Source organism: Bacillus cereus group sp. BfR-BA-01355 (genome assembly GCF_022663675.1).
GTDB lineage: Bacteria > Bacillota > Bacilli > Bacillales > Bacillaceae_G > Bacillus_A > Bacillus_A thuringiensis_S.
In genome coordinates this window covers 1-1,214 of record NZ_JAKUFY010000262.1, presented here as the reverse complement: position 1 = coordinate 1,214, position 1,214 = coordinate 1, and the positions used below count along the sequence as shown (strand labels likewise).

Genomic DNA, 1,214 nt, shown 5'->3' with positions numbered 1-1,214 from the left:
GTCGTATCGAAAACATTTGCTTCCAGCCAATTATGTTCTTGTTGTGGATATCAAAATAAAGACGTTAAAAATCTAAACCTACGTGAATGGGACTGTCCTTCTTGTCGTACAAACCATGATAGGGATATTAACGCAAGTATCAATCTAAAGAATGAAGCGATAAGGATTCTAACCGCAAGGACTGCGGGGTTAGCCTAATCAATTAGAGTTCGATAGAACTCTTTACTTAGGAATCCCTCACTTCTAAACGAAGTGAAAGTGGGGGTAGTTCAAGGGGGAAGAAGTATAGAATCCAAGCCTTTTCTGTTCTTCTTTTTTATGTAAATTTATATTTAAAAGTTTATTTTCAAATTAGAAAAGATTAGGTCCTCAATAGGTTTTGCCCCAGCCATAAACCTTACGTTCAAAAACAAAGGATAATTCAACTATCAAACTCATATAAAATTTTAATCTTGTCTAAGCATCCATTAGGATATACAATTGATCATCTATTTTTCTTTACATAATCTCCAGATACAGTCCATATCAGCTATAGATTCTTGCCTTATGCTAAATGTAATCAAAAAGCAAGTAGATAAAGATAATGACTAAAACATTAACTCTAGATACTTTTTTGATGAATATTACAAATAAACAGGAGGTAATGAAAAATGATTAAAACATTATTAGCAGGAGCATTTTTAAGTACAGGATTATTAGCGGGTGGTGCAATAGGTGCAGATGATGCGAAAACGGACAATTTAAAGTCAAATGAAAATAGTTCGAATCAATGGGTTACAATGAGTGCAGATGGAACAACGTCTTTCTCAAAAAACTTTGATGTACCTAAAGATACAGTGCCAGCATCTAAAGGAGATGTAAAAACTGTTGAAAGAACAGAAGGTACAGGTACAGATTCTCAAGAAGGAAAAATGGTAGAAACAAAAGAAGGTACAGAATCACAACCTGGAAAACATGCAAAAACTGTTGAAAGAACAGAAGGTACAGGTACAGATTCTCAAGAAGGAAAAATGGTAGAAACAAAAGAAGGTACAGAATCACAACCTGGAAAACATGCAAAAACTGTTGAAAGAACAGAAGGTACAGGTACGGATTCTCAACATGGAAAAATGGTACCAATAAATGAAGAAAATTAAATAATATATAGTTATAACGAAGAGCATCCAAAAAGGGGTGCTCTTTTAATATTAAATGAATAAATTCTTTATGGTTTT

2 protein-coding genes are annotated in these 1,214 nt (G+C 33.3%); both read left to right on the top strand.

The annotated features are described in order from the left end of the window. A partial coding sequence (locus MR167_RS31465) for a zinc ribbon domain-containing protein (RefSeq protein ID WP_242316228.1) occupies window positions 1–198 on the top strand: 198 nt, incomplete at its 5' end. 452 nt (window positions 199–650) lie between these two features. Further along, window positions 651–1,136, top strand: coding sequence for a hypothetical protein (locus tag MR167_RS31460; RefSeq protein ID WP_098838902.1), 486 nt, complete (start codon window positions 651–653; stop codon window positions 1,134–1,136). Window positions 1,137–1,214 lie beyond the last annotated feature (78 nt).